This is a genomic window from Nocardiopsis sp. CNR-923 (assembly GCF_001942255.1).
In the GTDB taxonomy this organism is placed as follows: domain Bacteria; phylum Actinomycetota; class Actinomycetes; order Streptosporangiales; family Streptosporangiaceae; genus Nocardiopsis.
Genome location: NZ_MKKC01000010.1, coordinates 1 through 5,289 on the forward strand (window position 1 = coordinate 1; position 5,289 = coordinate 5,289).

Sequence of the window (5,289 nt, forward strand, 5' to 3'; positions counted from 1 at the left end):
TTCACGGTAGCCCGGCAAGATTCGACACCTCGCCTTCTACCTGGGGCTCCACGTCTATGTCTGCTGAACGGTCATATCTCCCGCATGGTCCGGTTGACGACTTTCATCCCGTTTCAAAGTCGCTGGGATCACCTCACTGGTCGTCGGTGAGATCGCCTCGTGCCATGACTGTTGCTCTATCAAATCCGGGCCCGGCCCGCAGGCGATCTCCCGAACTCGTGATCCAAACTCCAGACAGGACCTAACGGCGGTGACTGGGAAATTCACCGGGTGGAGAGGTCGGGCCGTGAAGTCCACCGACCGACCTCTCCACCAAACACCCCCCTGGCTACGCATTCGAGCACGCTCGCAGCTCTGGTCAGCGGGCATTTCCGGGGGCGGTTAGCGTTACGCCACCGCAGGTAGGCATGCAGTGCCCGCGCCTGCACCACGTGGCTGGGATGGTTCGAGTTGGAGATGGTGACCTGGCGCAGCGCCCCGAAACGCACCTCGATCCGGTCGGCCCGAGAGGCACCGGTCGGCGTGAAGGACAACTCGACCCTGTTTGTCAACGACGTTCGAAAAGCGGTTCGAACGTCGTTGACATACCCATCAGCACAGGAGCGCCGCCTCGTGATCGGGCACTGACACGCCGATCCATATCGGCGTCGATGAATCGGACTCGCCACTGCCCCGGCCGCCCCAGGATCAATCGGAGATCGTCCAGTCACCGTCGATGCACAGCGGTGGATCATGCACGAACCTGCGTCCGTCCTGGGACTCGACCAGTAGATAGAGATCGTCCCGGCACGGGGTTCGCGCCCAGTGGCTGAACGGCCAGACGTTCCACGGAAATCCGGGCTCGTCCAGACCCAGCCCGACCTGTTCGAACTCACCGGGGGCGACCCCCACCTCCTCGAAGTCCTCTGGTCGAAACCCCGTCGGAGCATCCGGATCCTCGCTGGTGATCGTCAGGACGGGCACGTCCAGCTCGTTTCTGACGACGAACCGCTGCGTGTCCCGGGTACACCCCCCCAGGCGACCGTGAGCAGAACCGCCAACACGATGAGGGTGGGGCCCCGGGTTCTCATCCGCCGATCTCCTCCCGCCTGCCGGCGGAGACCGGCACACGGGGGCCCGTCTCCTCGACCACCGGCTCCGGGCCGCTCGAAACCGGTTCGGAACCGTCGACCATCTCCGTGGGCAGGACACCGTCAATGATCGGCGCCATGCCTTCCGGATACCCCTCCCAGAGCATGTCCGTCGCGGTGAACGCTTCGTCCTCGACCTGCCAGGTGAGCTCGGAGCGCTCCTCGCCCGCGCCAGCGACACCGGGAATGACGACCTGGTTCAGCGTTCCGGTCGGAATCCCCGCACCATAGCCGTTGACCGACGACACTGCCACGTCGTAGCGCATACCCGGTTCCAGCCCCGTGATGCGGTAGGCGTTGCCGTCTTCTCGGTGGACATAGGCGTTGCGCATGACGGGGTAGTGGCCCAACGCCTCGATCCAATAGACCCGGTATCCCTGAGCTCCGGTGCGCGTGTCCCAACGCACGACCGCTTCGGTGCCCTCGACCTGGGCGGTGACATTCGGAGGGCCGGGAAGCGTACGGGGAGAGGCTACGGCCGAGGCTGTGTCGCTCATCGGACCGACCTGGTCGTCGCCCCTGGCCGGGGCGACACGGAACTCGTAGGTGTCGCCGTCGCGGACCCATGTCGAGTTGAAGTAGTCACCCGGCACGGGCAAAGGCAACAGGAGCCAGTCCTGGTTCTCTGTCACGTTCCGGGTCCACACGTGGTATCCAGCGGCACCGAACACGCGTGCCCACCTGACGTGGAAACCCTGGTCGGTGGTCTCCACCTTGATCCAGGCGGGCTTGGCCAGACTCACATCTGGTGGATTGCTCGGCACAGGACCGTAAGGCGCTCCGACACCGAACCTCTCATGCAACGCGTCGGCGAAGTGTGAACCGATGAAGTAGTCGCCGCGCGCGTTGGGATGCAGCCCGTCCCACGCGTGACCGACGGGATCGTAGTCGCTGGAGATGTCCACCAGATGGACAGGCGAGCGGTCGGTGGACAGAGAAGCGACCTCGGCCTCCAGGAGCCCCGCGTACTCCCGGATCTCCGGGTTGAGCCATTCGAACTCCGGCAGAAGCGTCCTGGTCACCACGTTGGAGATGAGGATCCTGATGTCCGGGTTGGCCGCGCGCGCCTCCTCGATCATCGTCCTCGCTGCGGCGACCGTACCCGCCGCGTTGCTGTAACCCCAGGTGATGTCGTTGAAGCCGAGCGCGATGAGTAGGTAGTCGGGATCGTGGGCGTTCACGTCCCGCCTGATGGTGTTGTTGGCGTCGGCGAAGGTCCAACCCCACATGGCGTTGTGGTCGCGGTCGAACCCGTTGTCGTAGTAGCGCGCGGTGCTCGGGCCGGGGTAGTACTCCTGGGGCGGCGGCTCCAGGCCGTCGAGGATCGCGCGGTTGCGGATGTCGGTGTGGATGTCGTAGGCACCGGTACGCGGACCCACAAAGTCGGCGGCCACCCCGTTGTCGTTCAGGTGCCGGTCGAGAACGTAGCGCCAACTGTGGGAGCCCTCGTTCCCATGGGTGATCGAGTCTCCGACCACCATGATCCTCGGTCCGTCGCCCGACTCGCGAAGGGACGCGTTCCATTGGATCGGATCCGTGTGAAGGCTCGTGCTGACGTCGATCCTGGCGATCACGAGCGTGGCCACCTCGCCCGGACGCAGGGAGACGGTGAGTTCGATGACGCGTTCGGAGCGGTTGGAGCCTCGTTCCATGTCGATCGGCGCCATGTCCGGACGGGCCGCACCATCGGACCAGGTCAGGAGCGCGTACCGGTAGTCCCCCACCAGCGCGTCCAGCTCGACGGTCAAGCGGCCTCCGGATCCGCTGGGCCGAAGCTCCACGTACGTGGCTCCTCCCTGCGTGACCTCGGGTAGCCCTGTCCTGGACGTCGACTGGCTGATGCTGTGCTCGGCCCGGGGCGGACGGCGCCCTGTTGCCAGGCTGCTCTGCCACATGGTTCTGGCGTGGGGCTCGTCGTAACCGTCCCTGGCGCCAAGGAAGAAGGTGGCGTTGGAAGGGGTGTCCAGGCGGTGGTTGGCGACCGCGAAACCGAGCAGGAGGTCGCCCATGTCCCGGCCGTAGAAGTCGACCACCTGCTGGATGGCCTCGATCGGCGTCACCGACGCCCGGTCCAGGGTGCGCCAGGTGTCCAGGACGAAGTTCCGAGAAACCGCTTCGGTGAAGTAGGACGCGACGACGAAGGCCCCGTACTGCCGGCCACCGCCCAAGGAGTCGTAGTCGTTGATCGCCAGCTCCGGGTGGTCAAGGAAGTCCTCAACGGCGCGAGCGTACTCCGTGGCGCCCGCTCCCGAGGGGAGGCTCTCCCGTGTCGCCCACTCCGCGGTCGCCTCCATCCACCAGTTGACCGAGGGCAGGACGGCACTGGGGTCGCTGATGTAGTGGTACTGGAACACGTGGAAGAGCTCGTGCCGAGGAATGTAGTTGTACATGTCCTCGTTTCGGCCCGATTCCAGCTGCGCTGGGTCGGAGGACAGGGCGATGGGGTTGGGGCTGAAGCCAGGACCCAGTGGGATCGGTGAGACGTAGGCCTGCCCCTGTGGAGCCAGCCCCAGGAACACACTGATGCGCCCATCACCGGCGTGGTCGAACCCCATTCCGCGGTAGGTCCGGTGTGCGCTTTCAAGCGCGTCGACCACGGCGTCAACCGCGTCCGGCCGACCATTGCCATCGGAATCTTCGTCCGGAACCCCTTCGCCCCACCCAATGTTGTACCAAACAGTGAAATTGTCACTCACAGTCGCGCAGGTGAAGAAGTTCCCGCCGACCTCCTCGCTCTCGCCGCAGTCGTTCTCGGCGCTACGCGCGGCCAGTCCCTCTTCCTCGGCCTCATCGGACACCACTGGGTCCAGCTCGCGGTGCAGCCACTCCTGGGTCTCCTCTGAGGCCTCATCGACGTGGCTCAGAACGAACGGCAGGTACGCCCCGATGTCCAGTTCGCTATCGCCCTCGGTCACGTACTCCTGTGGCAGTTCGTCCGGTTGGACGGCGGTGAGGTACCCGTATCTCACCAGCTCGTCAACGCTGATGTCACCGTTGTTCCAGGCTGGAACCACCTTGTCGGCGTCGCCGAAGTCGGGTATCTCCACCTCGGACGAGGGTGGATTGTCCGCGAAGAACTCATCAGCGTGCTCGGCCAGACCGAGGGACTCCGAAGCCTCGCTCTCCTCGGCCAGTACCGGAACCGGAACAGTGAGCAGCGCGAAGGCCAGAGACAACGCCGTGACCTGAGCGATCTTCGTGAGAAAGGGGCGGGGGTTCGTTCGGATACGACCGTGTCGCATGTACGACCCTAGTGATGGGGGATACGGGCGCGGACACACTAAGTCAGGGAATGGATCCGTGTAAAGCAGCACAGCTCAGACAGGAGTTCGTTCGGAGATAACCCTCGTTGTCCAGGCCAGGCAGGGAATGTTTGGAGTGCGTTCGAGCTATGCCCGAAGGAACACCGTGGATAGGCACCATCCTGGTGGCAACCAGCAGGGACCTCGCGAGGTGCCATCGGACGCGCCGACCGCCCGTTCATGCTCCGTTTATGCTCCACAGTTCCGTACTGACACGACACCCGACGCATCACACGGCCTCAGGCGGCACGGCGGATCGGATGGGGTGGCATGAAACGGTACGTAGTGACACGTGGCGGCACGTATCAACCGGACTTCTAATCCGATGGCCGCAGGTTCGAATCCTGCCGGGTGCGCCACAAAACCCCAGGTCAAACGGGGTGCGCGAGTCGAACAGACGAGGTGTGGACCTCGCCTGAGGGCCTGAAATGCTCCTCGTGTGCTCCCCAGTGCAAGGTCCCGTACAGTGGCCGCCCACCTCGCGGAGCATTTTACCGTCCCGTGACCCTGCTGGACGGCCCTGAGCCCAACCCGCACCCGCACCCGGGGTGGCCCCGCGTGCGCCCGCCAGCGCCCCACAGCCGCCCCGACCCCGCCGCCACACGCCCCCCAGGGGCGCGGCCCCTGCCCCGTCGCCACCAAGCCCCACAACGCCCCCACACCCCGGCGCGCACCCCGCCCGTGACCGGATTCGGCCATCACGCATACCCGGAAGGCGGCGCTGACCTTGGCTGATCCCAGGTGGCCGGGACGGGCCGCAGAGCCTTTCACGGCCTTTTGTCCGTATCCCCTGCCATACTCAAAAACCATCCGTGCCCGATAAGTCACGCCCCCCGCACGAAGGAGACGCCGTGCCC

General features: G+C 65.2%; 2 protein-coding genes. Both read right to left on the reverse strand.

The window, feature by feature from the left end; translation table 11 throughout:
* Positions 1-687 precede the first annotated feature (687 nt).
* Positions 688-963 carry a hypothetical protein gene (locus BJF83_RS00325; protein ID WP_075924712.1) on the reverse strand — a complete coding sequence of 92 codons (276 nt, stop codon included), beginning with the start codon at positions 961-963 and terminating at the stop codon, positions 688-690.
* Positions 964-1,066: 103 nt separating this feature from the next.
* Positions 1,067-4,306, reverse strand: a complete 3,240-nt coding sequence (locus tag BJF83_RS00330; RefSeq protein ID WP_075924713.1) for a GDSL-type esterase/lipase family protein — start codon at positions 4,304-4,306, stop codon at positions 1,067-1,069.
* Between the last annotated feature and the right edge of the window lie 983 nt (positions 4,307-5,289).